Annotated in this window: 30 protein-coding genes; 14 read left to right on the plus strand and 16 right to left on the minus strand. The window is 71.5% G+C overall.

All coding sequences use genetic code 11. From position 1 onward, the window contains the following. Positions 1–14: 14 nt before the first annotated feature. From ACT01A_RS12370 to ACT01A_RS12390, 5 genes are read right to left on the minus strand one after another with little or no spacing between them, the layout of a single operon-like run. A complete protein-coding gene (locus tag ACT01A_RS12370; RefSeq protein WP_445152559.1) occupies positions 15–743 on the minus strand; it encodes a hypothetical protein in 729 nt (242 codons plus the stop codon). 23 nt (positions 744–766) lie between these two features. Next, positions 767–1,684: a phosphate ABC transporter ATP-binding protein gene (locus ACT01A_RS12375; protein ID WP_445152560.1), complete on the minus strand. Its 918-nt coding sequence runs from the start codon at positions 1,682–1,684 to the stop codon at positions 767–769. Next, positions 1,681–2,667, minus strand: coding sequence for a PstA family ABC transporter permease (locus tag ACT01A_RS12380; RefSeq protein WP_445152561.1), 987 nt, complete (start codon positions 2,665–2,667; stop codon positions 1,681–1,683). Before ACT01A_RS12380 ends, ACT01A_RS12375 begins: the two co-directional genes overlap by 4 nt. Next, a complete protein-coding gene (gene pstC, locus ACT01A_RS12385; protein WP_445152562.1) occupies positions 2,667–3,653 on the minus strand; it encodes a phosphate ABC transporter permease subunit PstC in 987 nt (328 codons plus the stop codon). Before pstC ends, ACT01A_RS12380 begins: the two co-directional genes overlap by 1 nt. Before the next feature lie 2 nt (positions 3,654–3,655). Continuing rightward, complete coding sequence (locus ACT01A_RS12390; protein WP_445152563.1) at positions 3,656–4,480, minus strand: substrate-binding domain-containing protein; 825 nt, start codon at positions 4,478–4,480, stop codon at positions 3,656–3,658. Positions 4,481–4,577: 97 nt separating this feature from the next. Here ACT01A_RS12390 and ACT01A_RS12395 point away from each other — a divergent pair, with 97 nt between their 5' ends. The 4 genes from ACT01A_RS12395 (at position 4,578) to ACT01A_RS12410 (ending at position 7,451) form a co-directional block, all read left to right on the plus strand. Beyond that, complete coding sequence (locus tag ACT01A_RS12395) at positions 4,578–5,987, plus strand: hypothetical protein (protein ID WP_445152564.1); 1,410 nt, start codon at positions 4,578–4,580, stop codon at positions 5,985–5,987. After that, entirely contained in the window at positions 5,984–6,649 is a 666-nt protein-coding gene (locus ACT01A_RS12400; RefSeq protein ID WP_445152565.1) for a hypothetical protein, read from the plus strand. Before ACT01A_RS12395 ends, ACT01A_RS12400 begins: the two co-directional genes overlap by 4 nt. 70 nt (positions 6,650–6,719) lie before the next feature. Beyond that, entirely contained in the window at positions 6,720–6,932 is a 213-nt protein-coding gene (locus ACT01A_RS12405) for a hypothetical protein (protein ID WP_445152566.1), read from the plus strand. 57 nt (positions 6,933–6,989) lie between these two features. Continuing rightward, positions 6,990–7,451, plus strand: coding sequence for an RrF2 family transcriptional regulator (locus ACT01A_RS12410; RefSeq protein WP_445152567.1), 462 nt, complete (start codon positions 6,990–6,992; stop codon positions 7,449–7,451). Here the strand turns inward: ACT01A_RS12410 and ACT01A_RS12415 are convergent, their stop codons facing one another. Continuing rightward, on the minus strand, positions 7,452–7,715 hold the full coding sequence (locus tag ACT01A_RS12415; protein WP_445152568.1) for a hypothetical protein: 264 nt from the start codon (positions 7,713–7,715) through the stop codon (positions 7,452–7,454). A 139-nt stretch (positions 7,716–7,854) separates the two neighbouring features. On the opposite strand from ACT01A_RS12415, the gene ACT01A_RS12420 reads away from it, so the two are divergent. Beyond that, the gene (locus ACT01A_RS12420) at positions 7,855–8,184 is read left to right on the plus strand and encodes a hypothetical protein (RefSeq protein WP_445152569.1); all 330 of its coding nucleotides are present in this window, start codon (positions 7,855–7,857) and stop codon (positions 8,182–8,184) included. Here ACT01A_RS12420 and ACT01A_RS12425 read toward each other — a convergent pair whose 3' ends face one another. Genes ACT01A_RS12425 through ACT01A_RS12440 form a run of 4 tightly spaced genes read right to left on the minus strand, consistent with a single transcriptional unit; the run spans position 8,185 to position 11,871 of the window. Next, entirely contained in the window at positions 8,185–9,195 is a 1,011-nt protein-coding gene (locus ACT01A_RS12425; protein ID WP_445152570.1) for a sulfate/molybdate ABC transporter ATP-binding protein, read from the minus strand. It lies immediately after the preceding gene. After that, entirely contained in the window at positions 9,192–9,998 is an 807-nt protein-coding gene (gene cysW / locus ACT01A_RS12430; protein WP_445152571.1) for a sulfate ABC transporter permease subunit CysW, read from the minus strand. Before cysW ends, ACT01A_RS12425 begins: the two co-directional genes overlap by 4 nt. Next, entirely contained in the window at positions 9,988–10,836 is an 849-nt protein-coding gene (cysT, locus tag ACT01A_RS12435; RefSeq protein WP_445152572.1) for a sulfate ABC transporter permease subunit CysT, read from the minus strand. Before cysT ends, cysW begins: the two co-directional genes overlap by 11 nt. A 3-nt stretch (positions 10,837–10,839) precedes the next feature. Then, the gene (locus ACT01A_RS12440; RefSeq protein WP_445152573.1) at positions 10,840–11,871 is read right to left on the minus strand and encodes an extracellular solute-binding protein; all 1,032 of its coding nucleotides are present in this window, start codon (positions 11,869–11,871) and stop codon (positions 10,840–10,842) included. 236 nt (positions 11,872–12,107) lie between these two features. Here ACT01A_RS12440 and ACT01A_RS12445 point away from each other — a divergent pair, with 236 nt between their 5' ends. The 7 genes from ACT01A_RS12445 to ACT01A_RS12475 are packed head-to-tail and all read left to right on the plus strand — an operon-like array spanning position 12,108 to position 18,237. Next, a complete protein-coding gene (locus ACT01A_RS12445) occupies positions 12,108–12,938 on the plus strand; it encodes an ACP S-malonyltransferase (RefSeq protein ID WP_445152574.1) in 831 nt (276 codons plus the stop codon). A 14-nt stretch (positions 12,939–12,952) separates the two neighbouring features. Beyond that, the gene (locus ACT01A_RS12450; RefSeq protein WP_445152575.1) at positions 12,953–14,053 is read left to right on the plus strand and encodes a beta-ketoacyl-ACP synthase 3; all 1,101 of its coding nucleotides are present in this window, start codon (positions 12,953–12,955) and stop codon (positions 14,051–14,053) included. Beyond that, on the plus strand, positions 14,040–14,729 hold the full coding sequence (locus tag ACT01A_RS12455) for an SDR family oxidoreductase (RefSeq protein ID WP_445152576.1): 690 nt from the start codon (positions 14,040–14,042) through the stop codon (positions 14,727–14,729). Before ACT01A_RS12450 ends, ACT01A_RS12455 begins: the two co-directional genes overlap by 14 nt. 50 nt (positions 14,730–14,779) lie before the next feature. Then, positions 14,780–15,031, plus strand: a complete 252-nt coding sequence (locus tag ACT01A_RS12460) for an acyl carrier protein (RefSeq protein ID WP_445152577.1) — start codon at positions 14,780–14,782, stop codon at positions 15,029–15,031. 9 nt (positions 15,032–15,040) lie between these two features. After that, the gene (locus ACT01A_RS12465; protein WP_445152578.1) at positions 15,041–16,216 is read left to right on the plus strand and encodes a beta-ketoacyl-[acyl-carrier-protein] synthase family protein; all 1,176 of its coding nucleotides are present in this window, start codon (positions 15,041–15,043) and stop codon (positions 16,214–16,216) included. 9 nt (positions 16,217–16,225) lie between these two features. Beyond that, positions 16,226–17,596, plus strand: a complete 1,371-nt coding sequence (locus ACT01A_RS12470) for an acyl-CoA carboxylase subunit beta (RefSeq protein ID WP_445152579.1) — start codon at positions 16,226–16,228, stop codon at positions 17,594–17,596. Further along, positions 17,593–18,237 (plus strand): TetR/AcrR family transcriptional regulator, encoded by a 645-nt coding sequence (locus ACT01A_RS12475; RefSeq protein WP_445152580.1) that lies wholly within the window; start codon positions 17,593–17,595, stop codon positions 18,235–18,237. The genes ACT01A_RS12470 and ACT01A_RS12475 overlap by 4 nt, the downstream gene beginning before the upstream one ends. Here the strand turns inward: ACT01A_RS12475 and ACT01A_RS12480 are convergent. From ACT01A_RS12480 to fabI, 4 genes are all read right to left on the minus strand, one after another. Further along, positions 18,234–18,710: a hypothetical protein gene (locus ACT01A_RS12480; protein ID WP_445152581.1), complete on the minus strand. Its 477-nt coding sequence runs from the start codon at positions 18,708–18,710 to the stop codon at positions 18,234–18,236. The two genes, ACT01A_RS12475 and ACT01A_RS12480, sit on opposite strands and share 4 nt — an antisense overlap. A gap of 47 nt (positions 18,711–18,757) precedes the next feature. Further along, entirely contained in the window at positions 18,758–18,955 is a 198-nt protein-coding gene (locus ACT01A_RS12485) for a hypothetical protein (RefSeq protein ID WP_445152582.1), read from the minus strand. A gap of 80 nt (positions 18,956–19,035) precedes the next feature. After that, complete coding sequence (locus ACT01A_RS12490) at positions 19,036–19,638, minus strand: PilZ domain-containing protein (RefSeq protein ID WP_445152583.1); 603 nt, start codon at positions 19,636–19,638, stop codon at positions 19,036–19,038. A gap of 78 nt (positions 19,639–19,716) precedes the next feature. After that, positions 19,717–20,541: an enoyl-ACP reductase FabI gene (gene fabI / locus ACT01A_RS12495; protein WP_445152584.1), complete on the minus strand. Its 825-nt coding sequence runs from the start codon at positions 20,539–20,541 to the stop codon at positions 19,717–19,719. Between the two features lie 129 nt (positions 20,542–20,670). On the opposite strand from fabI, the gene ACT01A_RS12500 reads away from it, so the two are divergent. After that, positions 20,671–21,585 (plus strand): hypothetical protein, encoded by a 915-nt coding sequence (locus ACT01A_RS12500; protein WP_445152585.1) that lies wholly within the window; start codon positions 20,671–20,673, stop codon positions 21,583–21,585. Here ACT01A_RS12500 and sigJ read toward each other — a convergent pair. Next, positions 21,576–22,475 (minus strand): RNA polymerase sigma factor SigJ, encoded by a 900-nt coding sequence (gene sigJ / locus ACT01A_RS12505; protein WP_445152586.1) that lies wholly within the window; start codon positions 22,473–22,475, stop codon positions 21,576–21,578. The two genes, ACT01A_RS12500 and sigJ, sit on opposite strands and share 10 nt — an antisense overlap. A 72-nt stretch (positions 22,476–22,547) precedes the next feature. Here sigJ and ACT01A_RS12510 point away from each other — a divergent pair, with 72 nt between their 5' ends. After that, positions 22,548–23,486, plus strand: a complete 939-nt coding sequence (locus tag ACT01A_RS12510) for an NAD-dependent epimerase/dehydratase family protein (RefSeq protein ID WP_445152587.1) — start codon at positions 22,548–22,550, stop codon at positions 23,484–23,486. Here the strand turns inward: ACT01A_RS12510 and ACT01A_RS12515 are convergent. After that, the gene (locus tag ACT01A_RS12515) at positions 23,474–25,054 is read right to left on the minus strand and encodes an acyl-CoA synthetase (protein WP_445152588.1); all 1,581 of its coding nucleotides are present in this window, start codon (positions 25,052–25,054) and stop codon (positions 23,474–23,476) included. The genes ACT01A_RS12510 and ACT01A_RS12515 overlap by 13 nt on opposite strands. Between the last annotated feature and the right edge of the window lie 10 nt (positions 25,055–25,064).

The raw sequence follows: 25,064 nt of genomic DNA on the forward strand, positions 1-25,064 counted from the left end.
CATGTCTGGCTCCTTCACGACGGCGACGACGGCGGGGCGGCGTTGGGGGCGATCGTCAGCTGGACCCGCGCCCCGCGCGGATTGCCGACGAAGAACAGGCGGAAGACGACCTTCTTCTTGTTGCCCTTCGCGGGCAGCGTGGGGACCAGCGCGCGGCCGGCCGCGACGACCTTCGAGCCCTTCAGCGCGACCGCGAAGATCGGGATGTCCTTCAACACGCGGGCGACCGGGTTGACGACCGTCCCGGTCATGTAGCGACCGGTGGCGTCGTGCTCCCAGTGCAGCCCGGAGACGCTCACGTTCGGCACGCTGCCGGGCTTGGCCGCGGGCGCGGCGCCAACGCGCGCGGACACCCGGCGCGGCGGCTCCGTGGTCGTCACCTGGTCGTTGACCCACCACGCGGTCTTGCGCGCGCCGACCGACGCCAGCCGTTGCAGCGCGGGCTGCAGACCGATCTGATCGTTCTTGTACAACGACCCGCCCTTGGCGTCGCGGACGTCGATCAGCACCGGCACGTCGCGCTGGGCCGCGCCGCCGCGGTTGCGGACCTCGACCGCCGCCGCGACCGTGCCGCCTTCGCCGCGCACCACGACCGCCCGCGCGACGCGCAGGTCCGCGCTCGGCTTGATCTTCAGCGTCGCGGACGCCTGCACGGCCTTCTTGCCCTCGGCCGCGATCCGCGCGCTCTTGTCCGCCGTCGACTCGCACGCCGAGACCGCCGTCGCGCCAGCGACGAGCACCACGGCACACGCGGCGGACCCGCGGTTCACCCGAACGCCCCCGCCACGTAGTCGCGCGTGCGCTCGGCGCGCGGGTCCTCGAAGACCTGCTCGGCCTCGCCGTACTCCACCAGATCACCCAAGTACATGAACGCGACCTTGTCGCCGATCCGGTGCGCCTGGGCGAGGTTGTGGGTGACGATGACCACCGCCAGGTCGCGGCGCAGCTCGCCGATCAGCTCCTCGATAACCGCCGTCGAGCGCGGATCCAGCGCGCTGCACGGCTCGTCCATCAACAACACCTCGGGCCGCGTCGCGATCGCGCGCGCGATGCACAGCCGCTGCTGCTGGCCGCCGCTCAGGCGCAGAGCGGGGCGGCCGAGGTCGTCGGCGACCTCGTCGTAGAGCCCGGCGCGACGCAGCGCGTCGATCACCTGGGGCTCGAGGTCCTTGCGCCGCGGCGTCTTGCGGTTCTGCACGCGGATCGCGTAGGCCACGTTGTCGAAGATCGACATCGGGAACGGGTTGGGCTGCTGGAAGACCATCGCGATGCGGCGCCGCAGCGCGGTCACCTCGAACTGCTCGACGTCGGTGCCGTCGAGCAGGACGCGACCCTCGCGCGTGGCGCCCGCGGTCGTCTCGGTCAGGCGGTTGAGCGTGCGCAGGAGCGTCGTCTTGCCGCAGCCCGACGGGCCGATCAAGGCCAGGGCCTCGCCCGCGTGGATCGGCAAGGACACGTCCTTGACCGCACGATGCGACCCGTACAACACGCTCAGCCGGTCCACGCGCATGCGCTCGGGGGCGGGCGGGCCGGTTCTCCGCTCGCGCGAACGGCGCTGGGGCGCGCCGTTGGACTCGGCCACCGGCACCGGCGTGCGATCCAAGCGCACGCGCCGCCGCGGCGGCGGCAGCGACGGAACGGCGTCGTCGAGAAACGGATCGGCGACGTGGTCGTGGGCGCTCATGCCCGGCCGGCCTCCTTGCGGCGGCCGGCGAAGTCGACCGCGAAGTTGAGGAACAAGACGATCAACAGCAACACGAACGCGGCGGCGTAGGCCTTCTGCGGCGCGTTGCCCTCGCCCGCAGGCGAGGCGTTGAACACGTAGCTGGTCAGCGTCGAGCCGGTGCCGCGCAGGTCGCCGAGGATCGGGACGTCGCCCTGGCGCTCAATCTGAAGCGTCGCGCCCAGCAGCACGACGACCACCGCCGTGTCGCCGACGATGCGGCCCATCCCGAGCACCGCGCCGGTGCCGATCGGGCGGCGAATCTGCGGCAGCAGGATCTCGCGGATCGTGCAGATCTTGGTCTTGCCCAGCGCCCACGACGCCTCGCGCGTAGCCGCTGGGATCGACAGCAGCGCCTCGCGCGTCGCGCCGAAGACCAGCGGCAGGGCGATCAAGGACATCATGCTGCCCGCGGCCAGGAACGAGCGCCCGAAGACGCCGCCGCCCGATGCCGTGAACGACAGCGGCGCGAACAGCGGGAGCTGGAAGATCGCCAGGCCGAAGATCGCGATGACGATGTCGGGCGTGCCGGCGACGACCTCGATCCCGGACTCGATCGCGCGCGCCAGCGGCGCGGGCTTGCCGTACTCCACGACCCAGATCGCCGCCGCGACCGCCAGCGGCACGGCGAGCGCGATCCCGATCAGCGTCAGCACGACGGTGCCGACGATCGGGTCCAGGATGCCGCCCGTGGTGTGCTGCGCCAGGCCGGGCTGCGGGCGCGAGAAGAGCAGCTCCAAGTTGAGGTACTGCAGACCGCGCACGCCCATGTAGATGACGATCGCCGCGGTGACGGCGCACAGCGCCAGCCCGCACGCCCAGCAGGTGACGAACGCCAGGCGGTGCGACCACTTCCACGAGCGCAGCGAGTCGCCGCGCGGCGACGGCCGCAAAGGCTCGGGCGGGTGGACGGGCGGCGGCGGAGCGCCGACGGTCGCCGCCATCAGACCCTCAACCCCTGACGGCGCATCGGGAGCTTGGCGATGTAGCCGCCGATCGAGAGCGCCAGGCTCGACAGCAGCAACAACAGCGCGAACGCGTAGATGGAGGACTTGACCGCCGGCGCGTTCATCGCGTCGATGTTCTCGACCATCGACGCGGCCAGCGGCCGGAGCGGTTCGAAGATGTAGGTGATGCCGTCGACCGGGTTGGGCGAGAAGCCGCGCGACCCCGACACCATTGACAACGCGACCGCCTCGCCGAGCGCGCGGGCGCAGGCCAGCACGGCGGCGGCGACGATCGCCGGGCGGGCAGCGCGGACGGAGACCGTCCAGATCGCCTCCCAGCGGTTGGCGCCCAGCGCGGCGGCGCCCTCGGTCCACGCGTTCGGGATCGCCCGCAGCGCGTCGACGATGATCGCGATCATGATCGGGACGATCATCACCGTCAGGACGACGACGGCGACCAGGACGCCGGTGCCGTCGAGCTGGACGACGTTCTGCACCGACGCTTTGCGCTCCGGCGAGATGAGGTGGTTGCCAACGAACGGGGCGAGCACCAGGATCCCGATCAGCCCGTAGATCACCGACGGCACCGCGGCCAGCAGCCGCACCGCCGGCACGACGACCGCCCGCACGCGCGCCGGCGCGAACTCCACGATGAAGATCGCGCTGAACACGCTGAAGACCAGGCCGACGACGACCGCGACGCCGGTGGTCACCAGCGTCCCGTAGATCAGCGGCCACGCCCGTAGGTGGTACGCCGCGTCGGGCGGGTCCTGGCCGGTCTTGATCATCTCGCCGAGCTGGTCGTCCACCGACCCGCCCGGCCCAAGCCACGACACCCAGCCGTTCGCGCGCAGCGTCGGCCACGCGCGAATGGTGACGAAGACCACCATCAAGGTGATCAGGAGCAGAACCAGGCAGGCCACCGCGCCGAGGCGCCAGGTGGCCTGCCGGTCCGTCCACGGCTGTCGCAGCCGAGCGAACATGGTTAGTTCAGCGGGATCGCGATCGACGCGATGATCTTGCGCGCCACGGGGCTCTTCTGGATCCAGTGGATGAACGCCGACGCGGCGCCCTGGGCCGGGCCGCGCGTCACCTCGTAGTAGTTGCGCACGCCTGGGTACTGGCCGGACTTCGCGTTCTGGAGGTTGCACGCGACGCCGTTGACCGGCACGGCGTGGACGTCCTTCTGCGAGGCGTAGTACCCCGAGTTGAACCCGATCGCGTTCTTGTCGGCGGCGACCGACGACTCGACGAGGCCGTCAGACGGCTTCAGCGCGGCCAGCGCCGAGATCGTCTTGTTGCCCAGCAGCAGCTGCTGGACGAGCGGCGGCAGCGACGAGGCCGCGGTGCGGCCGATCAGGTCGATCGTGCCCGTGACCGTCGCGCCCGGGACGTCCTCCCAGTTGCGGATCTGACCGGTCCAGATCGCCTGCGCCTGCGCGGTCGTCAGGTTCGGCAGCTTGTTGGCCGGGTTGGTGTCGAAGCAGAAGAAGTCCTTGGCGATCGGGTAGAAGACCAGGCCCTTCGGGTCGCTCGGGCGCGGGTCGCGCGCGGCGTTGCCGATCGTGACGCGGCCGGCGGCCGCATCCTGGATGCCGACCTCGCCACCACCTTGGGCGAGCTTGAACTTCACCTTGCCCGGCTTGAGCTTGACGTACTTCTTGGCCAGCAGGGCGACGAGCGGCGCGGAGCCGGTCGCACCGCTGATGGTGATCGTGCTGACGGCCGAGGCGCTGGCCGGCAAGGCCACGCCCAGGACGCCGACCGCCGCGACAGCGGCGGTGAGACGGCGGGTGCGATTGCGGGTCATTTCCGCGGAACTCTCTTTCCCAGTTTGCAAGGTCAGTTGGTGGACAATAGTCTAACCACACAATTCAGATCGGGTTTGGACATAAAAGGTCTAGGGCATGAGCCTTCGGACCTCCAGCTGCGGCGAATGCAGCGCTCTGCTGCACGCCGACCAGCGCTACTGCCTGGAATGCGGCGCGCGTCACGGCGCGCCGCGGATCGACGCGCTCTCCGAACTGGGCTTCGAGCCGACCGGCGACGGCGTCGCGCCTGCCGTCCCGGCAGCGGTTGCCGTGCAAGAACCCGTGCCGGTTGGCCGTGCGACGCCCTCCCGGCGCCTCACGGCGGCGCTCGCGATCGCGACGCTGGCGCTCGGCGGCGTGGCCGGCGCAGCGGTCGGGCCCGTGCCGGAGGGGTCGATCGCCGCCGCGCCCGCGCGCGTGGTGGCGCTGGTCGTCCCGCAGGCCGCACCCGCGACCAGCGACGACGCGACGGCCACCGAAGACGACGCCGCGCCGCCGGAGGACGAGGGCACCTCGGACACGCCGAGCGCCGCTGACGACGACGCCTCGAGCGACGACGCCTCGGCGGCCTCCGACGACAGCGCGAGCGACGACGCGACGGCCGAGGACGACACCGCCGCGGACGACGACGCCAGCGACGACGAGTCCCCCGCCGCCGCCGACCCCGACTCGGCCTCGAGCACCACGCCGTCCTCGACCGACACCGCCGGCACCGCGCCCGCGCACGTCTGGCTCGTCTCGCTGCCGGCCGCCGACGCGGCGACCGCGTTCGGCGCCGCCTCGCCGCTGGCGCCGCTCGTCGCCGCAGGCGCGTTGCTGCCCAACTATGCCGCCGCCGGCCCGTCATCCGCGGCCAACCAGCTCGCGCTGCTCGGCGGCCAGGTACCGACTGCGGACTGCGTCGCGGCCCTCACCGCGTGCGTGCTGCCCGCGGGCGAGACATCGCTCCTGGACCAGCTCTCATCAATCCAATTGACTTGGCGCGCCTACGTCGAGGACCCCGCGGCGCGCTGCGCGGCCACGCCGAACGCGCGCGTCGGGACGTCGTTGTTCACCACGTTGAGCCAGCGCGGCGACTGCGCGACCACGACCGTCGCGCCCGATCAGCTGGCCACCGACCTGGCGACGGCGAGCAAGACGCCCGCGCTCAGCCTCGTCGTCCCCAGCACGAACGAGAGCGCGAAGGCGATCGCCGACCAGGTCCTGGCCAGCGAGGCCTACAAGAAGGACGGCGTCCTGGTCCTCGCCCCGGACGCGCCCGCGCCGGTCGACCCGGCCGCCGCGCCGGGCACCGTGGCCGCGCCCACCGGCGCGCTCGTCCTGTCGCCCAAGGCGACCGCCGGCAGCACGCTCGACGCGGCCACCGGGCCTGTCGCGCTGCTGCGCTCCGTCGACGTCCTCTTCGGCCTGGACCCGCTCGGCGCCGCCGCGCAGGCCACCGCCGGAGCGCTCGACCCGATCTTTCCCCCATCCAACACCACCAACTCGACACGGAGGTCTCCTTGACCCTCGCCCGTCCCGCGCTCGCCCTGTTGGCAGCCGTCTTCGCGCTCGCGATCACGGCCCCGATGGCCGGCGCCAGCGCTAACGCCAACACCTACGACTGCGGGGGCCACATCGAAGCCGGCCCGCCCGCTCCCGGCGACGACGACACGCAGGTGCAGTACGTCTTCGCCTGCGGTGGCCCGATCACCGGCTACCAGATCCAGCCGCAGATCGGCCACACCGGGTTCTCGACCGACGTGTCGGTCTTCGACCAGCAGAACAACGCGATCACCACCGATTCGTTCACCTGCAACGGCGACTTCCCCGGCTGGGGCATCAACTGCGTCGGCAAGTACACCGGCGATAAGTACGGCAAGATCGTCGGCTCGTTCGCGATTGCGACCAAGCTCTGCGACGAGCCGCGCGTCGACCCGCTCCTGACGGTCGTCTACGCGACCGCCGACAGCAAGGGCGTCGTCACCCAGTACATCTCGGGCCCGTACGACCTCGGCCGCCCGCGCGGCTGCCCGGCGTCCGCCAACGGCGGCAAGACGCGACTGTCCGGCGACCCGTCGACGGTGACGCCCACGACCAAGCCGGCCACGACCAAGAAGAAGGCCAAGGCGAAGACCAAGGCCAAGAAGAAGGCGACGGCCAAGAAGAAGGCCGCCGCCAAGAAGTAGCCCGCCCGGAGCGCCGGGGTCGGTCGCACGCGCGACTGGCCCCGGCCTCCGCGGGGGTAGCACCTCGGGCATGGCCGACGACGAGCAGCCCGACCACACCGAGGACCCGCGCAAGCAGGAGACCGGGACCGGCGGCTACCCCGAAAGCACCCCTGGCGGCAGCGAAGGGGGCAAGGCCGGCGACCAGTCCGGCGGCACCGCCGACGAGGACGCGCCGAGCCCGTCCACCGACAAGGAAGCCGACCGCGACGCCTCGACCGGCAACCCGGACGCGGCCGGCTGAGCACCCTCGAAAGCGACTGACGCCGCGACCTTCCGGCGCGTCTGGGACGATGCGCACGTGCGCATCTCCGCAAAGGCCGACTACGCGGTGCGGGCAGCCATCGAGCTGGCCGCCGCCGGAACCGAGCGTCCCACGAAGGGCGACTCCGTCGCGCAGGCTCAGGGCATCCCGCTGAAGTTCCTCGAGAACATCCTCGCGGACATGCGCCACGCCGGTCTGGTGACCTCGCGGCGCGGTGCGGAAGGCGGCTACTGGCTGGCGCGCCCGGCCGAGGAGATCACGGTCGCCGACATCATCCGCGCGGTCGAGGGACCGCTGGCCTCCGTGCGCGGCGGCCGCCCCGAGGACGTCGACTACGCCGGCTCCGCCGAGCCGCTGCAGACCGTCTGGATCAGCGTGCGCGCATCGTTGCGCCGCGTCGTCGAGCACGTCACGCTCGCCGACCTGGCCGCCAACAAGCTGCCCAAGGACGTCGTCGCGCTCTCGAAGGACCCAGAAGCCTGGGTGACCCGCCGCTAGCTAAAGCGGCGGGCGAACCGGCGGCGCGTCGCGCCGGCGGGTGTACTCGGCGGTGAGGCGCTCGACCACCGGGTCGAGCTCAGAGGCGTGGCGGAGGTCGCCGACGGCGATCAGCGCGTTGCGCATGCTGCGCGCGTCGTTGAGCTCGGCGAGCACGACCGCGAGCGGACGGCGCCGGACGAGCGGGCGATGCGCCGGACGCGGCGCGTCGGTCTGCGCGTAGGCGCGGACGATGATCTCGGGCTCAGAGCCTTCGTACCTCATGACGGATCCTCCTTCGAGCGGGCGGGCCAAGGACCTGCAATCAACGTTGCCGCAAACTACGTTGACGCGGAGTAGTTTAGATCGGGCCCGAACCAGAAGTCAAACGACGTTCAAACCACGTTTCTTCGGCGGACCCTCCATGACCGGCTCCAAGACGACGCTGCACCTCGACGACAAGATCGGCGACTCCCCCGTGCGGTCGACGTCGATGAACCTGCCGATCGCCGTCCAGCGACGGCTCGACGAGATGGCCGACCTCGCCGACGCGGCGCGGCCGACCCGCAACGAGCTACTCGCCGCGCTGGTCGCGACGACCGAGATGGATGAGGAGGCGCTGGAGCTGCTGGTCCTGCGCTACCGGCGGATGCGCGTCCGCGACGTGCTGCCCGAGCGCGACCGCGGCGACGGCGGCCGCGACGTGGTCGTCCCGCTGCGACGGCCGGGCCGGCCGTCGCGCGGGGGCAGTTAGCTAAGCGGCGGGCTCGACGGCCGGCGCGGGCGCGGGCGCGGGCGCCTCGGCGATCGCAGGGCGCTCGAAGCGCCGACCGCCCGGACGCACGAAGACGATGTCGCCTTCGGAGATCTCCAGCTGCTCGACCTCGTGGCGTGTGAGCTGCGCGGCGATCGTGCCGTCGTCGCCCGCCAGCTCCAGCTCGACGCGGACCTCGAAGCCGAGGTGCACGATCCGCGTGACCTGCGCCTCCTGCGCGGTGCCGTCGGGGTCGGGCTTGAGCACCAGGTCGTGCGGGCGCACCAGGCCGTCGCCGAGGCGCGCCACCGGCCCGAGGAAGCCCATGACGAACTCGTTGGCGGGCGCGTCGTAGAGCTCCCGCGGCGCGCCGACCTGCTCGATCTGGCCCTTGTTGAGCACGACGATGCGGTCGGCCAGCTCCATCGCCTCTTCCTGGTCGTGCGTGACCAGGACGGTGGTGACGTGGACCTCCTCGTGCAGCCGGCGCAGCCACGCGCGCAGCTCGGCGCGGACGTTGGCGTCCAGCGCGCCGAACGGCTCGTCCAGCAACAAGACCTTGGGCTCGACGGCCAGCGCGCGCGCCAGCGCCATCCGCTGGCGCTGGCCGCCCGACAGCTGCGACGGATAGCGCTCCTGGTAGCCGGCCAGGCCGACGATCCCGAGCAGCTCGTCGACCTTGGCGTTGATCTCCGCCTTGGGCCGCTTGCGGACCTTCAACCCGAAGCCGACGTTGTCGCGCACCGTCATGTGCTTGAAGGCGGCGTAGTGCTGGAACACGAAGCCGATGTCGCGCCGCTGCGGCGGGACGTTGGTGACGTCGCGGTCCTCGATGACCACCGTGCCCGTGTCGGGTGTCTCCAGCCCCGCGATCACGCGCAGCAGCGTCGACTTGCCCGAGCCCGACGGACCCAGCAGCGCGGTCAGCGCGCCCGGCTGGATGTCGATCGAGACGTCGTCGAGCGCGGCGAAGTCGCCGTAGTGCTTGGAGACGCCGGAGACGGCGATCATCGCGAGTCACCCTTCCTCTGGAGGACGGTCATCGCCAGCAGCGTCGCGAGCGCGATCACGGCCAGCAGCGCCGACGCCGCGTAGGCGCCGGAGAGGTCGAAGTTCGAGTAGCGGTTCTCGACGAGCAGCGGCAGCGTGATGGTCTCGCCGGAGATCTTCCCCGACACGACGCTGACCGCCCCGAACTCGCCGATCGCGCGGGCGGTGCTGAGCACCACGCCGTAGGCGACGCCCCAGCGGATCGCCGGCAGCGTGATGGCCCGGAACGTCTGCCAGCGCGACGCGCCGAGCGTCGCCGCGGCCTGCTCCTGCTCGTCGCCGATCTCGCGCAGCACCGGCGCGACCTCGCGCACCACGAACGGCAGGCAGACGAAGATCGTCGCCAGGACCATGCCCGGCACGGAGAAGATCACCTGGATGCCCGCGTCGGTCAACGTCGGGCCCAGCCAGCCGGTGCGGCCGAAGAGCAGGAACAGCGCGAGGCCGATCACGACCGGCGAGATCGCGAACGGCAGGTCGATGACCGCCTGCAGCAGCCACTTGCCGCGGATCCGCGTCCGGACGAGCACGAGCGCGGCGATGATCCCGAAGATGGTGTTCAACGGCACCGCGATCGCGGCGATCTCGATCGTCAGCCAGAACGCGCTGACCGCCGCGGGCGTGGTGACCGAGTCGATGACCGCGCCGACGCCCGGCTCGAACGTCCGGTACAGCACGACCCCGATCGGGATCGCCAGCAGCAGCGCCAGGTAGCCGAGCGCGAAGACGCGGATCGACAGGCGGCCGACGGGGCTAGCGGTCATGGCGGCTGCCCCAGGACTCGATGACGCGCAAGGCGATCAACATGAGCAAGGACACCAGCAACAGCACGACCGACACGGCGGCCGCGCCCGTCGCGTTATCGGACTCGATCTGCTTGAAGATGAACACCGACGACACCTGCGTGTCGAACGGCTTGTTGCCGGAGATCAGCACGACCGAGCCGAACTCGCCGACCGCGCGGGCGAAGGCCAGCGCGGCGCCCGACAGGATCGCGGGCATGAGGTTGGGCAGCACGATCCGGCGGAAGATCGTCGGCCCGGAGGCGCCCAGCGACGCGGCGGCCTCCTCCATCTCGCGGTCGAGTTCGATCAGCACCGGCTGGACCGCGCGCACGCCGAACGGCAGCGTGACGAACAGCAGCGCCAGCGCCACCGAGACCTGGGTGAACGCGAGGTTGACGCCGACCGGCGACTTCGGGCCCCAGAGCGCCAGCAGCGTGATGCCGGCGACGATCGTCGGCATCGCGAACGGCAGGTCGATCACCGCGTTGACGAGGCGGCGGCCGGGGAACTCGTCGCGGACCAGCGTCCACGCGATCGCGACGCCCGCGACCGCGTTGATCACCGCGACGATCACCGACACCGCCAGCGTGAACTTCAGCGCGGCGATCGCCTGGCGCGAGGTGACCGAGTGCCAGAACGCGTCCAGGCCGCCGTCCAGCGACTTGGCCGTCAGCGCCGCCAGCGGCAGCAGCACGATCACGCTCAGCCACAGCGTGACCACGCCGACGCCGAGGCCCGTGAGGCCCCGGCTGCCGGCGCGGCGTGAAGCGCTGGTGCGACCAGGCTTCGGAGATGCGGTGACGGCCGTCGCTGCCATGGGCTACTTGGCCGTCGAGACGCCCGCTTCGTCCTCGATCTTGGCGACCGAGCCCTTCTCGGGGTCAAACAGCTCGTCGTTGATCTTCGACCAGCCGCCGAAGTCGTCGACCGTCTTGACCGAGCCCGGGTCGGGGAACTTGGACTTGTTCTTGGCCAGGATCGTCTCGTTGACCGGGCGGTAGCCCCAGTCGGCGAAGTGCTGCTGGGCGGCGTCGGAGAGCACGAACTTCACGAAGTCCTTGGCCTGCTGCGGCGAGGACGACGTGGCGGCGATCGGGTTCTGGATCAGGAACGTGTCGTCGGGCGTGACCAGCTCGATGTCCTTCTCGCCCTTCTTGACGGCGGTCGTGTACTCGTACTCGTAGGAGATGAGCACGTCGCCCTCGCCGCCGGTGAAGGTCTGCAGCGCCTCGCGACCGGACTTCGGCTGGACCGGCACGTGGTCGGTGATCAGCTTCTTGACGTAGTCGATGCCGCCGTGCTGGAAGGCGCCCATGATGTTCCACTTGGCCGCACCCGAGGTGAACGGGTTCGGCGTGACGACCTTGACGCCCGGCTTGAGCAGGTCGTCCCAGCCCTTGATGCCCTTCGGGTTGCCCTTGCGGACGACGAACGAGACCAGCGACGTGGTGACGAAGCCGCCCTTGCCGCCGGCGGCTTCGGTCTGCGCGACCCAGTCCTTGGGCACGAGGCCCGGCTCGACGAGCTTGTCGACGTCAGGCGCCAGCGAGAACGCGACGTAGTCGGCCTTCTGGCCAGCGGCGACCGCGCGGCTCTGCTCGCCGGAGGCGCCGTAGGAGGTCTTGAACGACACGCCCTTGCCCTCGGCGGTCTTCTGGAAGTCGGGGATGATCTCGTCGTAGACGACCTCGGGGGTCGAGTACGCGACGAGCGACAGCGACGTCTTGGTGCCGCCGGAGCTGTTGCTCCCGGACGAGGCCGACGAGTCGCTGCTGTCGTCCGACGCGCCGCCGCAGCCGGCCACCGCCAGCGCGCCGGCGACCAGTGCCGAAAGCAGGATCTTGGTCTTCACGAAAGGGGCTCCTCTGAAAAGGGTGATTCGCAGTCGGGATTCAGAGGTTCGGCAGTGTACACAAGTCCTGTGGGCATAACAGGGTTGGTGGCGATCACTTCGGTGGGAAAGGTGGCCAACTGGCATCCCCCTGGCCGGTAGCACCCCACCCCCCAACCCGGTGCGTGATTCGACGTTCTTCGCATCCCGTGTCGAGATCGAGAAACCTGGGCCCGTTGGCACGCTAAGTGTGAGCAGTGCCTTCGATCGCCGCGATCTTCCCCGGGCAAGGAAGCCACGCCGCAGACATGGACGAGCCCTACCGCGGCTCGCCCGCCTTCGAGCGCGGCCTCGAGCTGCTCGGCTTCGACCCCTTCGAGCGTCTCGACGAGGGGACCCGCTTCCAGCAGCCGGCGATCTTCCTGTGCTCGGTCGCGGCCTGGGACGTGTGGCGCGAGGAGTCGGCCGGCGAGCTGTCGCAGGTCCGCGCCGCCGCGGGTCACTCGCTCGGCGAGTACGCCGCGCTGGTCGCCGCGGGCGTCCTGAAGTTCGACGACGCGGTGCTACTCGTGCGCGAGCGCGCCGCGGCGATGGCCGACGCCGGCGACGCCAACCCCGGCGGCATGGTCGCGATGCTCGGCGGCGACGACCACGCGGTGCGCGCCCTGGCAACGCGCCTGGGCCTGACGGTCGCCAACGACAACGCGCCCGGCCAGCTCGTGCTGAGCGGCGCGACCGAGGACATCGCGCGCGCTGAAGAAGCCGCGCGCGAGGAGACCGGCGCACGTGCACGGATCCTGCCGGTGTCCGCCGCGTTTCACTCGCCGCTGATGGAGCCGGCCGCCGCGCGCCTGGCCGCCGCGCTGGCCGGGGTCGAGATCGGCCCTGCTGCGTTCCCGGTCTACGCGAACGGGTCCGCCGCCCCCTTCAAGGACGTCCGCGCCGAGCTGAGCCAGAACCTGCTCGGCCCCGTGCGCTGGCGGGAGACGATGCTGGCGCTGCGCGCCGCGGGCATCGACCGCTACGTCGAGCACGGCCCGGGCGCCGTGCTCACCGGTCTGGTCAAGCGAACCCTGGCGGCGGCGTGATGCAAGCGGCGACGGTGACGGATGCGACGACGACGGCTCGGGGCGCCGAGGCGCGCAACGGCCGGATCACGAACGGCAACGGCGCCGTGCGCGCGGGGCGGGCGGGGACCGGGTCAGTCGCCAAGCCCCGCACGCGTCGGCCGCTGCCGCGCGGCTTGTCCGCCGGCCTCTTCGGCGTCGGCGCCGCGCTGCCCGAGCGCGAGATCGACAACGCCTACTGGGAGTCGCGCCTGGACACCGACGACGCGTGGATCGTGCGCCGCACCGGGATCCGCACACGCCGCTGGCTGGAGGCCGACGAGCCGCTCGCGCCGCTGGCCGCGCGCGCCTGCGCCGAGGCGCTGGCCGACGCGGGCCGCACGCCCGACGAGGTCGACCAGGTGATCATCACCACGATCACGCCCGACCAGGTGACGCCGGGCCTGGCGCCCGAGGTCGCGCGCCTGATCGGCGCCCACGGCGCCGCCGCGGTCGACCTCAACGCCGCCTGCGCCGGCTTCTTGTACGCCTTGGACCAGGCCGCCGCGCTGGTCGAGACCGGCCGCGCGCGCGTGGTGCTGGTGTGCGGCGCCGAAGCGTTGAGCCGCCTCACCGACACCGAGGACCGCGGCAGCGCGGTGCTCTTCGGCGACGGCGCCGGCGCCGTGGTCGTCGCGGCCGGCGAGCTGGACCGCGGCGTGTCGCGCTTCGTGCTCGGCTGCGATCCCGAGCAGGGCGCGTTGTTGTACGCCAACCAGGACGAGCGCAAGCTGCGCATGCAGGGCCGCGAGGTCTACCGCCACGCGGTCGCGCGCATGGTCGAGGCGACCGGCGAGGCGCTCGAGGCGGCTGCGCTGACCGCCGACGACCTCGACCTCTTCGTCGCCCACCAGGCCAACGCCCGCATCATCGAGGCCGCCGCCAACGAGCTGGGCGTGCCGCGCGAGAAGCTCGCGATCAACGTCGACCGCGTCGCCAACACGTCGTCGGCGTCGATCCCGCTGGCGCTGGCGCAGGCGGAGGCCGACGGCCTCTTGAAGCACGGCATGACCGTTGGCCTGGCTGCCTTCGGCGCCGGCTTCGTGTGGGGCGCGGGCGTCGTCTCCTGGAAGGAGCGCCAGTATGTCTGCGCCTGAGGCTGACGCCAAGGTCGCGCTGGTCACCGGCGGCACGCGCGGCATCGGCGCGTCGATCGCGGAGCGGTTGAAGGCCGACGGCTACAAGGTCGTCACGCTGGGCCGCACCGGCGGCGACGTCCAGGCCGACGTCAGCGACGCCGCGGCCGTGGACGCCGCGTTCGCTCAGGTCCGCGAGCAGCACGGCCCGGTGCTGATCTTGGTCAACAACGCCGGGATCACGCGCGACGGCCTCTCGATCCGCATGCCCGACGCCGACTGGGCCGACGTCATCGACACCAACTTGACCGGCGCCTTCAACTGCACCAAGCGCGGCTTGGAGGACATGTTGAAGGCCCGCTGGGGCCGGATCGTCAACGTGTCGTCGATCACCGCGACGCGCGTCAACTCCGGGCAGGCGAACTACGCGGCGTCCAAGGCCGGGTTGTTGGCCTACACGCGCGTCGTCGCCAAGGAGATGGGCAAGCGCAACATCACCGCCAACGCGGTGACGCCCGGCTTCATCGAGACCGACATGACGGCCGAGCTGCCCAAGGACGAGATCGCGCGCCACATCCCCGCGGCTCGGGTGGGCAAGCCCGAAGAGGTCGCGGCCGCGGTGGCGTTCCTCGTCAGCGACGACGCGTCCTACGTCAACGGCGCCACGCTGGCCGTCGACGGCGGCCTCGCGGTCTGACCCCGCAGCCCGCAAGAACTTCAACAAGAGCAAGAACAAGGAGAACGAACATGGCCGACCAGCAGGAGATCCTCGAGGCGATCCGCGCCGAGCTCGCCGCGATCAAGGTCCCGGACGCCGAGACCGCCCAGCCCGACACGACGTGGGAGCAGCTCGACGTCGACTCGCTCGACCTCGTCGAGCTCGTCAAGGCGCTGGAGGACCGCTTCGGCGTCCAGATCGCCGACCCCGACCTGAAGGGCATCGCCTCCGTCGGCGACGCCATCGCCCTCGTCGAGCGCCTCCAGGGCGCGACGGCCTAGGTCTCTTAGATGGAAGGGATCGTCATCACCGGACGGGGCGTCGTGTCCCCGGTCGCCTCAGGCGTCGACCCGTTCTTCAACGGGTTGCTCGGCATGGAGGGCGGAATCTCCGACGAGGGCATCGCTCCGTGCGACTTCGACCCGGAGACGGTGATGACGCCCAAGGAGGCGCGACGGACCGACCGCTTCGCCCAGCTCGCGATCGCAGCGGCTGATCAGGCGGCCGACGAGGCCGGGCTGGTCGGCGAGGTTGACCCGCGGCGCGTCGGCGTGATCGTCGGCACCGGCGTCGGCGGCCTCACGACGCTCCAGCGCGAGTGCACCACGTGGCTGGCCGAGGGCGACCGCGCGGTCTCGCCGCTGTTCGTCCCGATGATGATGCCCAACGCCGCCGCGGGCCAGATCGCCATGCGGCGCGGGCTACACGGCCCGGGCTTCTCGATCGCGTCGGCCTGCTCGACCGGCGCGCACTCGATCGGCGAGGCTGCACGGCTGATCGCGCGCGGCGAGGCCGACGCGATGATCGCGGGCGGCACCGAGGCGGCGCTGGTCGGGCTCTGCATCGCGGCGTTCCGGCGCATGGGCGCGCTGTCGCGCGTCGGCGAGTCGCGCCCGTTCGACACGCGCCGCGACGGCTTCGTCATGGGCGAGGGCTCCGCGGTCCTGGTCCTGGAGCGCGAGGAGCACGCGCGCGCCCGCGGCGCCCAAATCTTCGCCCGCGTGACGGGCTACGGCGCGTCCAACGACGCGTACCACATCACCCAGCCCGAGGAGCACGGGCGTGGTGCCGTCGAGGCGATGACCGCGGCGCTCGCCGACGCGGACCTGTCCCCCGCCGACGTCGGCTACGTCAACGCGCACGGCACCTCGACGCCGATCAACGATCGCGTCGAGACCATTGCCTTGCGTCAGGTGTTCAGCGACGACGGCCCGCCGGTCTCGTCGTGCAAGGGCGCGGTCGGGCACACGCTCGGCGCCGCCGGCGCGATCGAGGCACTGGCGTGCGTCGAGGCGTTGCGCCGCGGCGCGCTGCCGCCGACGCTCGGGTTGGAGGACATCGACCCCGAGTGCCAGGCGGACCACATCGCGGGCGCGCCCCGCGAGGCACCGGACCTGCGGGTCGCGTTGTCTAATTCCTTCGCGTTCGGCGGCCAGAACGCGACGCTCGTCCTGCAGGCCGCATAGGGGAACTGAATGTCTGCCGTCTTCGACGTCGGGGTGGGTGGGCCCGGCTTCCTCGCCGCCCGCGCGCGGCTGGAGCTGCTGTTCGACCCGGGCACGTTCCGGCCGATCCGCACCGGCGTCGGCGACGGCGTGCTGTCGGGATCCGGCCGCGTGCAGGGCCGGGCGGTCGTGGCGTGGGCGCAGGACGGCGCGTTCAAGGGCGGGTCGCTGGGTTCCGCCGGCGGCGAGACGATCGCGCGCACGATCGCGCGGGCGGATGCCTTGGGCGTCCCGGTGGTCGGGTTTCCGCATTCCGGTGGCGCACGGTTGCAGGAGGGCGTGGCGGCGCTGACGGCGTACGCGGCGATCTTCCGGGCGCAGGCGCTGGCGACCGTCCCCATGATCTCCGTGGTGAGCGGGCCGTGCGCCGGCGGCGCCGCCTACTCGCCGGCCTTGGGCGACTTCGTGGTGATGACCGCCGAGGCCTACATGTTCCTCACGGGGCCGAAGATCATCGAGCGCGTGACGCGCGAGGTCATCTCGTCGGCCGACCTGGGCGGCGTCAAGGTGCACGGCGCCAACGGCGTGGCGCACATGGTCGCCCGAGATGATGTGGAAGCCGCGGAGATGACGCGACGGTTGTTGTCGTTCTTGCCGGATCGCGTGGGCGGCCAGGGCGCGCCGCTGATGCCGCCGGCCGACGCGCCGGGCGAGGATCCGGGCGATGTGCTCCCGGAGTCCCGACGCAAGGTGTATGACGTGCGCGAGGTCGCTGCGCGTCTGCTCGACCGCGGCGCGTTCATGGAGTTGTCGCCTCGGTGGGCGCGGAACCTCGTGGTCGGCTTCGGCCACATCGAGGGACGCGCGGTCGGCGTGATCGCCAACCAGCCCAAGCACCTCGGTGGGTGCCTGGACGCCGACGCGGCCGAGAAGGGCGCGTGGTTCGTGGACATGTGCGAGCGCTTCAACGTGCCTTTGGTCGTCTTGAGCGATACGCCCGGGTTCCTGCCGGGCGCCAAGCAGGAAGCCGCGGGCGTGCTGCGCCACGGGGCCTCGCTGCTGCGCGCGTTCGGGCGCGCGACGGTGCCGCGGGTGACGGTCACGCTGCGTCAGGCGTATGGTGGTGCGCACATCGTCATGAACTCCCGTGACCTCGGTGCCACCCTCACGCTCGCATGGCCGGACGCCCGGATCGGCGTCATGGGCGCGCGCCAGGCCGTCGAGCTGGTGCGCCGCCGTGAGATCGAGGCGGGCGCCGATGCGGCCGCCCTGGCCGACGCGTACGAGGCGGAGCACCTGCCCGTGCGGGTCGCGGCCGCCGCGGGGTTCGTGGACGAAGTCGTCGTGCCGTCGGAGACGCGCGACCGCATCGCCCACGTCCTCGAGCTGGCCAAGACGTGACCCCAGGCGGCGAGCCGCTCGACCTCAACGAGTCGCGCAACGCGACCGAGGAAGCGATCCTCGACGCCGCGCGCGACGCCCTGGCCGATACGGAGTACCGCCGCCTGACGATGGACGTCATCGCCAAGCGCGCGTTCGTGTCGCGCACGGCGCTGTACTTCTACTTCCCCAACAAGCGCGCGCTGGTCGATCGCCTGATCCTGCGCGCGTTCTTGGACATGTACGAGGCGGCCGCGCCGTACCTGGACGGCAACGGCGACCCGCGCGCGGAGCTGCGCCGCGGCCTGGCGCGCACCGTCCGGATCATCGACCGCGACGGCCACGTGCTGACCCTCGCCGCGATGCTCTCCGGCGAAGAAGACCGCCTCCCGCCGCAGTGGCTGCCTTACGTCTTCCGCTTCGTCGAGGGCGCGACCGCCCGCATCGCGCGCGACCAGGCCCGCGGGATCGCCCCATCCGACATCCCGCCCCGCCTGGCGGCCCAGGCGCTGCTGGCCATGGTCGAGCGCCACGTGACGCTGGAGCTGATCCAGGGCGGCGGCGACGCCCACCAGTCGATCCGCGTGCTCGCCGAGCTCTGGTGGCGCGCGGTCTACTCCAAGCCCGAGATCCCGCCGGACCTCAGCGCAGCCGCGGACTAGCGGACGACCTTCGCGCTGAACGTGACCTTCGACGTGCAGTGCAGCCCGCTCTCCTTGCCGGTCGTGTCGCCGGTGACGGTGCCGCTCACGCGGGAGCCGTCGGCGGTGAAGCGGCCGGTGACGCCCTGGACGTCGGTGCGGACCTCGTCGAAGCCCGGAATCCCGGGCTCGTCGGCGTAGGTCTTGTGGTAGTCGAACGTCCCGTCGGCGCGGATCTTCGGCGCCTGGCGCAGGAACTTCACGGTGGTGATCTTCTTGTGGCCGTTGTTGCACGTGAAGATCTGGTCGAACCGCAGCTGCAGCGTCTTCCCGTCGCTTGTCACCCGTGCGGTGACCTTGCGGTGCTGTGACGTCTTGCCGCTGTAGCGGTGGCCCTTACGCGGGCCGGACGCGGCGAGCGCGACAGCCGCGCCGGCCAGGACGACCAGCGCGACGAGCGTGAGGACGAGCAAGCGGTGCCGGCGTTGAATCACGCCGCCCGTTGTCTCCAGTCAGGCGCTTTCCCTATCCCGCGAGCGGGTCAGAGCCCCACGTGGTTCGGGTTGATCGGCGGCCGCGGATCGTCCCGCGGCGGCTCTTCTGCACCGCGCTGCTCGGTCTTCGACGGCTTCAGCGGCGCCGGGAAGCCGGCCGGGAGCTTGAGCTTCACCTTGCGGCCATCGGCCGTCGTCAGGTCAGGCTGTTGGGGGTCGAGCGGCTCTCCGGGGATCGGGCTCATGGAGTGAGGCTACTCCTCGGCCTTGATCTCGACTAAAGGCCCCAGGAGGGCGCGTTGTCGAGACGGAACGCCCGGAAGCGTCAGCCGCGGCGGCCCGCGCGGGCAGCGTCCTCGCGGATCGCCTTCTCGGCGAAGCGGCGGGCGAGCGCGGCGCGGATGGAGAGGACCATGGAGTCCAAGTGAGCCCGCGCCGCGGGGTCGATGTCGGTGAAGCGGATGCCGGTGCCTTGGGGGAGCGTGCGGACGACGATTCCCCGCGCGCGGACCTCGGAGCCCTGAGGCATCCTGATCGAGACCTCGACGGCGCCGTTGGGCGGGCCGAAGGAGGTGCCTTCCAGCAGCGCGCCGCCGGCGGAGACGTTGACGGTCTTGGTCTCGATCGTGCGGCCGACGGCGCTCACCTGCACCGGTAACTGAACATCGAGGCGCGGCGAGGAGCGGAGGTTGTCGACGCGGCCCTCGCGGTTGGCCTGGAAGGCGACGGTGCCCTCAGGCGCGCGCTCGGCGTTGCCGTGCAGCAGGACCATGGTGCCCTGATGCATGAACGAGATCTGTGCCGCGCGCGGCAGCAAACCGGGCGTCGTGTCGGCCGGATCGCGCGGAAGCAGCCATGCGATGTCCTTCGACGTCGCCGCGACGATGGCCGGCATGGGCTTGACGCCGACGCGGAGCGTGGCGGGCATGAAGTCGCGTATGCGGCGCACTCTTGGGTGGCATCGTGCCAAACGATGCGGTCGCCTGCCTAATCGGCAGAACGTCGTTCACGTTGAGGACTGCGAGGCATCCTGCGCCGCGACGACCGCAGCGCCGTGCACGCCGAGCGCGTGGAAGCCGCCATCGACGTGCAGGATCTCGCCGCTGATCGCCCGCGACATCCGCGACAACAGGAACACGCAGGCGTCCGCGACGGGATCCGGATCGGTGAGATCCCACGTCAATGGCGCGCCCTGCTCCCAGGCGCTGGCGAGCACGTCGAAGCCCTCAATCGCGCCCGCGGCCATCGTGCGCAGCGGGCCCGCCGCGACCAAGTTGGAGCGGATCCCCCGCGGCCCGAGGTATTGCGCCAGATACCGGTTCACTGACTCCAGCGCAGCCTTCGACACGCCTGCCCAGTCGTAGATCGGCCACGCCTTGGACGCGTCGAAGTCCAGCCCCACGAGTGAGCCACCGTCTTCGGCCTTCTCCAACAACGGCGCGAACGTCGCGCCGAGCGTCTTCAGCGAGAACGCGGAGATCTCAAACGCCGCCTTCGCGCTCTCGGCCGGCGCCTCCAGGAACTTGCCGCCGAGCGCGTCGCCCGGCACGAACGCGACCGCATGCAGCACGCCGTCCAGCACGCCCCAACGCGACTCCAGCTCGGCCGCCACCGCCGCCGCCTGCGCGTCGTCGGTCACGTCCAGCTCCAGCACATCGGGCTCCTGCGGCAACCGCGCCGCCATCCGCTGCGTCAGCCGCATCGCACGCCCGAACCCCGTAAGGACGATCTCCGCTCCCTCCTCCTGCGCACGCCGCGCGACCGAGAACGCGATCGAGCGATCGGTCAACACACCGGTGATCAGGAGCTTCTTGCCGTCCAGGAGAGCCATCGCCCCATCCTTCCGCATAACCCCTCGACAACGAGGTCCCGCCGTGTCGAATTCGCCTGGGTGGGGCATGATGCGCCCGTGGTAGACGAGGCCGTCGTTCGCAGGCGGAGGCTGACCGCGCTTGGCGTGGTGGCTGGGCTTGCCGTGCTCGGGGGCGTGGTGATCGGCGCGGGGCATGGCGGAGATGACGGCGCGAGTGGCGGCCGCGAGGCCTCGACCAGCGCGGGCGGCGACGGGAAGAGCGCCGGTCCCAAGCCCGCGCAGCTGCCCGGCGGTGGCCGTCGGCTGTTCCCGGATCGACGGGTCGTCGCGTTCTACGGCAACCCGCGCGACGACGAGCTCGGCGCGCTGGGGATCGGCACGCCGGCGCAAGCGGGCCGCAAGCTCATCAAGCAGGCCGAGCCCTACAACCTGAAGGCGCGGCCGGTGCTGCCGGCGATGGAGCTGATCTCGACCGTCGCCACCGCGGCCCCCGGGCCGTCGGGCGACTACCGCGACCGCGTGTCGTTCTCCATGATCCGCCGCTACCTCGCCGCGGCGCGCAAGGCCAAGGCGTTGCTCGTGCTCGACATCCAGCCCGGCCGCGGCCAGTTCGGCCCGGAGATCGAGCGCCTGGCGGAGTTCCTGAAGGAGCCGGACGTCGGGCTCGCCCTGGACCCCGAGTGGCACGTCGGCCCCGACGCGCTGCCGGGCAAGGTGATCGGGACGACCGACGCCGACGTCGTCAACGCCGCCGCGAGCTACCTGTCGAAGATCGTCAAGGCCAACAACCTGCCCGAGAAGCTGCTGATCGTCCATCGCTTCACGGACAACATGATCACGCGCTCCGAGCGCCTGAAGCACGCACCCGGCGTGCAGACGGTCATCAACGTCGACGGCTTCGGCAACAACTCCGTGAAGATCGCCAAGTACCACTCGTTCGTGCGCTCGACGCCGACGATGCGCCGCGGCTTCAAGCTGTTCTACAAGGAGGACGTGAAGACCATGTCCCCCAAGTCGGTCATGGCGCTGTCGCCGCGGCCGGACGTCGTCGTCTACGAGTGACCCGGCTGCAGGTGGGTCAACTTGTCCGGGTTGACCACCGAGCTGATGCCCGCCACGTGCCCGTCGGCGACTTGTAGCGTCATCGCCGCCAGGATCGTGCCGTCGGCCGCGCGCGCCAGCCAGCCCGGCTGCCCGCCGAGCTCGACACGCTCGGCGATCGCGCCCATCTTCTCGCCCTGGCGGAAGAACGCCCGCAGCGCGTGCGCGATCCGCTCCGCGCCGACCAGCGGCTTGGGTAGCGCCGCCGCCTTGCCGCCGCCGTCGCCGGTCAGGACCGCGTCGTCGGCGAGCATCGCGACCAAGGCCTCCATGTCGCCCGCGCGCGCCGCGTCGAGGAACTTGTCGGCCAGCTCCGCGCGCGCCTCGCGCGAGGACTCAAAGCGCGGCCGCGCCACGACGACGTGCCGCCGCGCCCGCGCCGCGATCTGGCGGCAGTGGTCAGCGTTGCGCCCGACGATCTCCCCGATCTCGGCGAACTTGTAGTCAAACGCCTCGCGCAGCAGGAAGACCGCGCGCTCGACCGGCGTCAGCCGTTCCAAGACCACCAGGAACGCCTGGGAGATCTCGTCGGCCATCTCGGCCTCCGCGGCGACGTCGACGACCGGGTCCGCGGGCCCGTCGGTCAGCAGCGGCTCGGGCAGCCACGCGCCGACGTACTCCTCGCGCCGCGCCCGCGCCGAGCGCAGGTGGTCGATCGACAGCCGCGTCGCGATCGCCGTCATGTAGGCCTTCGGATATTCGATCTCGGTACCCGCGTCGCGCTCGCGCACCGTGCGCAGCAGGGTCTCCTGCGCGATGTCCTCGGCCTCCGCGACCGAGCCGGTCATCCGGTAGGCGATCGAGAAGACCAGCGGGCGCAGCGCGGCGATCGTGTCGGTGTCGAGGGTCATGGGCTCCTAGACGATCCTGCCCACCGAAACGTGACCTGTCACGCCCGCAAGGGCTGTCCCGTCTACGAGGCCATGCGAATCATGGTCATGGGCGCCACGGGCGCCGTAGGGCAGCACCTGCTGCCGATGCTGATCGACGGCGGCCACGAGGTGGTCGCCGTCACGCGCACGCCGGCCAAGGCCGACGCGCTCCGCGCCCTTGGCGCGCTGCCGGTGGTGGCCGACGCACTGGACCGCGAGGCGGTCATGGGCGCCGTGATGGGCGCCGAGCCGGAGGTGATCGTCCACCAGATGACCGCGCTGACGGGCGTCCCGGACATGCGGCACTTCGACCGCACGTTCGCGCTGACGAACCGCCTGCGAACGGAGGGAACGCGGCACCTGCTCGACGCCGCGCGCGCCGCGGGCACGCGCCGGGTCATCGCCCAGTCCTACACCGGCTGGCCGTTCACGCGCGAGGGGGCGCTCGTCAAGGACGAGGACGCGGCGCTCGACCCGGCGCCGCCGAAGGCCCAGCGCGAGACGCTGGCGGCGATCGCCGAGTGCGAGCGGCTCGTGCGCGCGCACCCGAGCGGCGTGGTCCTGCGCTACGGCGGCTTCTACGGGCCCGGGACGTCGCTGAACGCCGACGGCGGCGACATCACCGAGGCGGTGCGCAAGCGGAAGTTCCCGGTCGTTGGCGACGGCGGCGGCGTGTGGTCGTTCACGCACATCTCCGACGCCGCGGGCGCGGTGGTGGCGGCGCTGGATCCCGGCGTCCCGACCGGCACCTACGCGATCGTCGACGACGATCCCGCGCCCGTGCGCGAGTGGCTGCCCGCGCTGGCGGAGGCCGTTGGCGCCAAGCCGCCGCGCCGCGTCCCGCGTTGGCTCGGCCGCCTGGCTGCGGGCGAGGTCCCGGCGGTGATGATGACCGAGTCGCGCGGCGCCTCGAACGCACGTGCCAAGGCCGTGCTCGGGTGGGAGCCGCGCGTCCCGTCTTGGCGTGAGGGGTTCCGTCAGGCGCTCTGAGCGTTCTCGGCCTCGCGCTCGCGCAGCTCGATGCGCCGGATCTTGCCCGTCAGCGTCTTGGGCAAGTCCTCCACGAACTCGATCCGACGCGGGTAGGCGTAGGCCGACAGGCGGTCGCGGACGAAGGCCTTGATCTCGCCGGCGAGATCGTCGGTGGGCTCGTGGCCCTCGGCGAGCACGATGAAGGCCTTGACCACGAAGCCGCGGCGCTCGTCCGGCGAGGCGACCGCCGCGGCCTCGCGGACCGCGGGGTGCTCGATGCACGCGGACTCGACCTCGAACGGGCCGATCCGGTAGCCGGCGGCGATGATGACGTCGTCGGCGCGGCCCGCGTACCAGATGTAGCCGTCCTCGTCCTGGGTCGCGGCGTCCTTCGTATGGAACCAGTCGCCGCCGAAGGTCTCGGCCGCGGCCTCGTCGTTGTTCCAGTAGCCCAACGGGTAGTGCGGGTTCGACCGCGCCCGCAGGCAGATCTCGCCACGCTCGCCGCGGGTGACCTCGTTCTCGTCCTCGTCGAGGATGCGGACGTCCCAGCCGGGCATCGGCAGGCCCATCGACCCCTCGCGCACCTCCTGCCACGGGAAGTTGGCGGCCAAGGGATAGGACTCGGTCAACCCGTAGTAGTCGAGCACCGTGAGGCCGTACTGCTCGCGGAACCAGCGGATCGCCTCGGGGTTCAGCGGCTCGCCCGCGGAGCAGACGCGGCGGAACGAGCACGGGTACTTGGTGCCCGCGTTCTCGATCGCCATCATCGAGCGCATCGCGGTCGGCGTCGTGAACACGTTGGTGACCTCGTGGCGGCTCAAGAACGACAACTGCCCCTCGGGGTCGAAGCCGCCCTCGCGTTGGAGGACAACTTGAACGGCGCCCAGGCGCCACGGGCCGAGCAGTGGCGCGATGCCCGCGGCCCACGCCCACTCGCCCATGCCGTGGAAGCGCTCGCCGTCCTGGACCTCGTGGCAGAGCTCGAACTCGTTGTGCGCGAGCAGGTAGCGGTGCGCGTGGACGATGCCCTTCGCCAGCCCGGTCGTGCCGCTCGTGTAGTAGAGCTGCGCGGGGTCGTCGGCGGCGGAGTCGTAGGACATGAGGTCGGTCGAGGCGCCGGTGAGAAGACCATCGCCTTCGTCGATCACCAACAGCTCGCCGACCGTCTCCCCCACGTGCTGGCGGAACCGCTCGGCGTTGGCCTTGTTGGTGACCAGCACGCGCGGCCGGGAGTCCTTCAGCCGGTGCGCGATGCCGTCGTCGCCGTAAAGCACCGACATGGACAACAAGATCGCGCCGCGCTTCCAGGCGCCGAAGAAGATCGCCGCGGTCTCCGGCGTCGGCGGCAGCACGACCGCCACCCGCTCGCCCGGATCGACGCCGTGGTCGGCGAGCACGTGCGCCGCCTGGTTGGCGAGATCCTGCAGCTCGCCCCACGTCAGGTCCCGCCGCTGCCCATCGAACCGCTCCCACACCATCGCGAGCTTCTCCCGCGGGTGCTTGTCGCAGACGTCCTGAGCGATGTTGTAGCGCTCGGGGACGTGCCACTCGTGCTGCGCTCTCAGCTCCTCATAGCGACCCATGGGGAGACGT

Source organism: Baekduia sp. Peel2402 (assembly GCF_052567285.1).

Excerpts from the sequence above, each read along its gene's own strand:
- ACT01A_RS12490 (WP_445152583.1), bottom strand. The coding sequence starts at position 19,638 with ATGCCCGCCACGCTCCGCGTCGGCGTCAAGCCCATGCCGGCCATCGTC.
- ACT01A_RS12485 (WP_445152582.1), bottom strand. The coding sequence starts at position 18,955 with ATGAGCCCGATCCCCGGAGAGCCGCTCGACCCCCAACAGCCTGACCTG.
- ACT01A_RS12455 (WP_445152576.1), top strand. The coding sequence starts at position 14,040 with ATGTCTGCGCCTGAGGCTGACGCCAAGGTCGCGCTGGTCACCGGCGGC.
- ACT01A_RS12405 (WP_445152566.1), top strand. The coding sequence starts at position 6,720 with ATGGCCGACGACGAGCAGCCCGACCACACCGAGGACCCGCGCAAGCAG.
- ACT01A_RS12380 (WP_445152561.1), bottom strand. The coding sequence starts at position 2,667 with ATGGCGGCGACCGTCGGCGCTCCGCCGCCGCCCGTCCACCCGCCCGAG.
- cysT (WP_445152572.1), bottom strand. The coding sequence starts at position 10,836 with ATGGCAGCGACGGCCGTCACCGCATCTCCGAAGCCTGGTCGCACCAGC.
- ACT01A_RS12465 (WP_445152578.1), top strand. The coding sequence starts at position 15,041 with ATGGAAGGGATCGTCATCACCGGACGGGGCGTCGTGTCCCCGGTCGCC.
- ACT01A_RS12425 (WP_445152570.1), bottom strand. The coding sequence starts at position 9,195 with ATGATCGCCGTCTCCGGCGTCTCCAAGCACTACGGCGACTTCGCCGCG.
- ACT01A_RS12375 (WP_445152560.1), bottom strand. The coding sequence starts at position 1,684 with ATGAGCGCCCACGACCACGTCGCCGATCCGTTTCTCGACGACGCCGTT.
- ACT01A_RS12395 (WP_445152564.1), top strand. The coding sequence starts at position 4,578 with ATGAGCCTTCGGACCTCCAGCTGCGGCGAATGCAGCGCTCTGCTGCAC.
- ACT01A_RS12515 (WP_445152588.1), bottom strand. The coding sequence starts at position 25,054 with ATGGGTCGCTATGAGGAGCTGAGAGCGCAGCACGAGTGGCACGTCCCC.
- ACT01A_RS12415 (WP_445152568.1), bottom strand. The coding sequence starts at position 7,715 with ATGAGGTACGAAGGCTCTGAGCCCGAGATCATCGTCCGCGCCTACGCG.
- pstC (WP_445152562.1), bottom strand. The coding sequence starts at position 3,653 with ATGTTCGCTCGGCTGCGACAGCCGTGGACGGACCGGCAGGCCACCTGG.
- ACT01A_RS12470 (WP_445152579.1), top strand. The coding sequence starts at position 16,226 with ATGTCTGCCGTCTTCGACGTCGGGGTGGGTGGGCCCGGCTTCCTCGCC.
- ACT01A_RS12420 (WP_445152569.1), top strand. The coding sequence starts at position 7,855 with ATGACCGGCTCCAAGACGACGCTGCACCTCGACGACAAGATCGGCGAC.
- sigJ (WP_445152586.1), bottom strand. The coding sequence starts at position 22,475 with ATGACCCTCGACACCGACACGATCGCCGCGCTGCGCCCGCTGGTCTTC.
- fabI (WP_445152584.1), bottom strand. The coding sequence starts at position 20,541 with ATGGCTCTCCTGGACGGCAAGAAGCTCCTGATCACCGGTGTGTTGACC.
- ACT01A_RS12460 (WP_445152577.1), top strand. The coding sequence starts at position 14,780 with ATGGCCGACCAGCAGGAGATCCTCGAGGCGATCCGCGCCGAGCTCGCC.
- ACT01A_RS12390 (WP_445152563.1), bottom strand. The coding sequence starts at position 4,480 with ATGACCCGCAATCGCACCCGCCGTCTCACCGCCGCTGTCGCGGCGGTC.
- cysW (WP_445152571.1), bottom strand. The coding sequence starts at position 9,998 with ATGACCGCTAGCCCCGTCGGCCGCCTGTCGATCCGCGTCTTCGCGCTC.
- ACT01A_RS12510 (WP_445152587.1), top strand. The coding sequence starts at position 22,548 with ATGCGAATCATGGTCATGGGCGCCACGGGCGCCGTAGGGCAGCACCTG.